Source organism: Micromonospora sp. I033, assembly GCF_053890995.1.
The window spans coordinates 1-2,782 of the sequence record NZ_JBSSLX010000362.1 but is presented as its reverse complement, the minus strand read 5'-3'; the positions used below and the strand labels follow the sequence as shown (position 1 = coordinate 2,782).

Genomic DNA, 2,782 nt, shown 5'->3' with positions numbered 1-2,782 from the left:
CCACCTTCGCACCCGTGGCGGCGCTCACGCCCGGTCAGGCCCCGGTGAACGCGCGCAGCAGGGTACGCACCGCGGCCCGGATGTCGTCCCGGCTGGCCGGGGTGCCGGGCGGCGGCGCGCTGAGCGCCCCGGCGCCGACCAGCCGGTCGAAGAGCAGGCCGTCGACGAAGGCGACGAACTGGTCGCCCTGCCGGCGCGGGTCCGGCGCACCGGCGCGGGCCAGCAGGTCCCGGGCCTGGACGCGCAGCACGGTGCCGTGGTCCAGGATCCGGCGCAGCTCGGGCCGGTGCACCGCCTCCAGCAGGCAGGCGTACCGGGCGAGGGCACGGGTGCGTCCGGTGGTCAGCCAGCGGTCGAGCACCTCGGCCACCCCGACGGCGAGCTGGTCGAGCCCGTCCGCCCCGAGCGCCGGAGCGGCGTGGGGCGGCGCGGCGGGCGGCTCGGTGGGCAGCTCGTGGGCCGCCAGGTCGGCGCGGTCGAGGTCGGCCAGGCGCTGGACCACGGCCTCGATGAGCGCCTGCCGGGTCCGCAGGTACGCCGAGGTGGTGCCGGGCGGCATCGCGGCCCGCGCGTCGACGGCGCGGTGGGTCAACGCCCGCATGCCGCCCTCCGCCAGCAGCTCCACCGCCGCGTCGGCCAGCCGGGCCAGCCGGTCCGCCCGTCCGCTCACTGTCGCCCCTCCTCGCTCGCCTTCTACGGATGTAGTATGGCCTTCTACAGGCGTAGAAAGGTGGTCGCCATGGGCGAGCCGCACGCGATCGTGGTCGGCGCCGGCATCGGCGGGCTGGCCGCGGCACTGGCCCTGCACCGTCGGCGTTGGCGGGTCACCGTGCTCGAACGCGCGCCCGAGCCGCGCGAGCTGGGCACCGGCCTGACCCTCATGGCGAACGCGCTGCGCGGGCTCGACGCGCTCGGCGTGGGCGACGCGATCCGCCGGCACGGCGTGCCGGACACGCCGGGCGGGCTGCGGACCAGCGACGGCCGGTGGCTGTCCCGGATCGAGGGGGCCGACCTGGAACGGGCGCTCGGCACCGCCGCGCTCGGCATCCACCGGACCGCACTGCACCGGTTGCTCCGCGCCGCCCTGCCCGCCTCGACCCTGGTCACCGGGGCGGACGTGGTCGACGTCGACGCCGACCTCCCCGCGGTGACGTACCGCCGCGACGGCGCGCCGACCACCCTGCGGGGGGACCTGGTGGTCGGGGCCGACGGGCTGCACAGCGTGCTGCGCCGCCGGCTCTGGCCGGACCTGCCGGCGCCGGCGTACTCCGGCTCGACGGCCTGGCGGGCGGCGATCCGCTGGCCCGCGCCGGTGGCGACGGCGGTCACCTGGGGGCCGGGCCGCGAGTTCGGCACCGTCCCGCTCGGCGACGGCGGGCTCTACTGGTACGCGGCGGAGACCGCCCCGCCGGGCCAGCGCGAGCCGGACGAGCGGGCGGCCGTCCGGGCCCGCTTCGGGGGCTGGCACGAGCCGATACCCGCGCTGCTGGCGGCCACCCCGCCGGAGGCGGTGCTCCGCACCGACCTGTTCCACCTGGCCACCCCCCTGCCGTCGTACGTGCGGGGCCGGGTGGCGCTGCTCGGCGACGCGGCGCACGCGATGACGCCGCACCTGGGGCAGGGCGCGGGGCAGGCGATCGAGGACGCCGTGGTGCTCGGCGCCGCCTGCGCCGGCGGGCCGGCCGACCTGGCCGGCGCACTGGCCCGGTACGACCGGCAGCGGCGCCCCCGCAGCCAGGCGATCGCCCGGGCCGCCGCCCGCACCGCCCGGTTCGGCCAGCAGCTGCGCCACCCCGCGGCGGTCGCCCTGCGCGACGCCGTGCTCCGGCTGACCCCGTCCCGGGCGGCGCTGCGCGGCGCGGCCCGGTACGCCGACTGGCAGCCGCCCGCGGACTGAGCGAAATTGCGCCGCGCACAATCTTCCAGAATATCGATCGGGTGAGATTTCCGGGGTCGGCCGAATAGGAGAGCGGGCCGGTAAGATCGGCGACAGGCGTGTGACTGATCGCTGACTGCTCGACGTGACGACGATCACACACACTGTGCCCATGAATACGAGACTCCGCCGCAGCCGGGCATTGCGCCTCGCGGTGTGTCTCGCCCTCGTGGCGGCACTGAGCGGCTGCATGCAGCTCAATCTGGGGCTGACCGTGAACGCCGACGACACGGTCACCGGCCAACTCCTGCTCACCGCCGAGAAATCGGTGCTCAAGCGCCGGAACCCGGACGTCGCGGCGGCCTTCGCCGAGCTGCGGCAGAACATCCCCTCCCTCCCCGCCGGCGCCGAGACCCGGTACGAGGACGCGAACCACTACGGCATTCAGATCGCCTACCGGAAAACGCCGTTGTCGCAATTCACCAGCGAGAGCGTGAATCTGGTCCGGGACGGCGATCTCTACCGCTTCTCGCTCCCGCTCGATCCGAAGAAATACGGCGGAAAGGTGGCCGAGCAGGATCCGCGGAACCAGCAGGCTTTCATGACCTTGATGTCGTTCGAGATCTCGGTGACCTTTCCCGGTCGGGTGCTGGACACGAACGGCACGATCAACGGCCGGTCGGTGAGCTGGAAGGTGGTCGCCAACCAGCCCAAGCCGGCCGAACTGCGGGCCGTCGCCGAAGCGCCGGCCGCGCCGTCCGCCTCGGTCACCTCGGCCGCCGCCGCGGCCGCCGGCGGCGGGTTCCCCTGGCTGCTGGTCGCCGGCGGGGTGGTCGTGCTCCTGCTGGTGGCCGTGGTCGTCGTCCTCCTGCTCCGCCGGCCGCGCGGCCCGGTCGCCGCCGCCCC

At 75.7% G+C, this 2,782-nt stretch carries 3 protein-coding genes; 2 read left to right on the top strand and 1 reads right to left on the bottom strand.

All coding sequences use genetic code 11. From position 1 onward, the window contains the following. Positions 1-34 precede the first annotated feature (34 nt). Positions 35-670, bottom strand: coding sequence for a TetR/AcrR family transcriptional regulator (locus tag ACW0Q9_RS30055; protein ID WP_456187071.1), 636 nt, complete (start codon positions 668-670; stop codon positions 35-37). 69 nt (positions 671-739) lie between these two features. Between ACW0Q9_RS30055 and ACW0Q9_RS30050 the strand changes: the two genes are divergently transcribed. Both ACW0Q9_RS30050 and ACW0Q9_RS30045 read left to right on the top strand, forming a co-directional pair. Continuing rightward, entirely contained in the window at positions 740-1,897 is a 1,158-nt protein-coding gene (locus ACW0Q9_RS30050; RefSeq protein WP_456187069.1) for an FAD-dependent oxidoreductase, read from the top strand. 124 nt (positions 1,898-2,021) lie between these two features. After that, the coding region (locus ACW0Q9_RS30045) for an LppM family (lipo)protein (protein ID WP_456187067.1) at positions 2,022-2,782 on the top strand (761 nt) is incomplete at its 3' end.

Excerpts from the sequence above, each read along its gene's own strand:
- ACW0Q9_RS30050 (WP_456187069.1), top strand. The coding sequence starts at position 740 with ATGGGCGAGCCGCACGCGATCGTGGTCGGCGCCGGCATCGGCGGGCTG.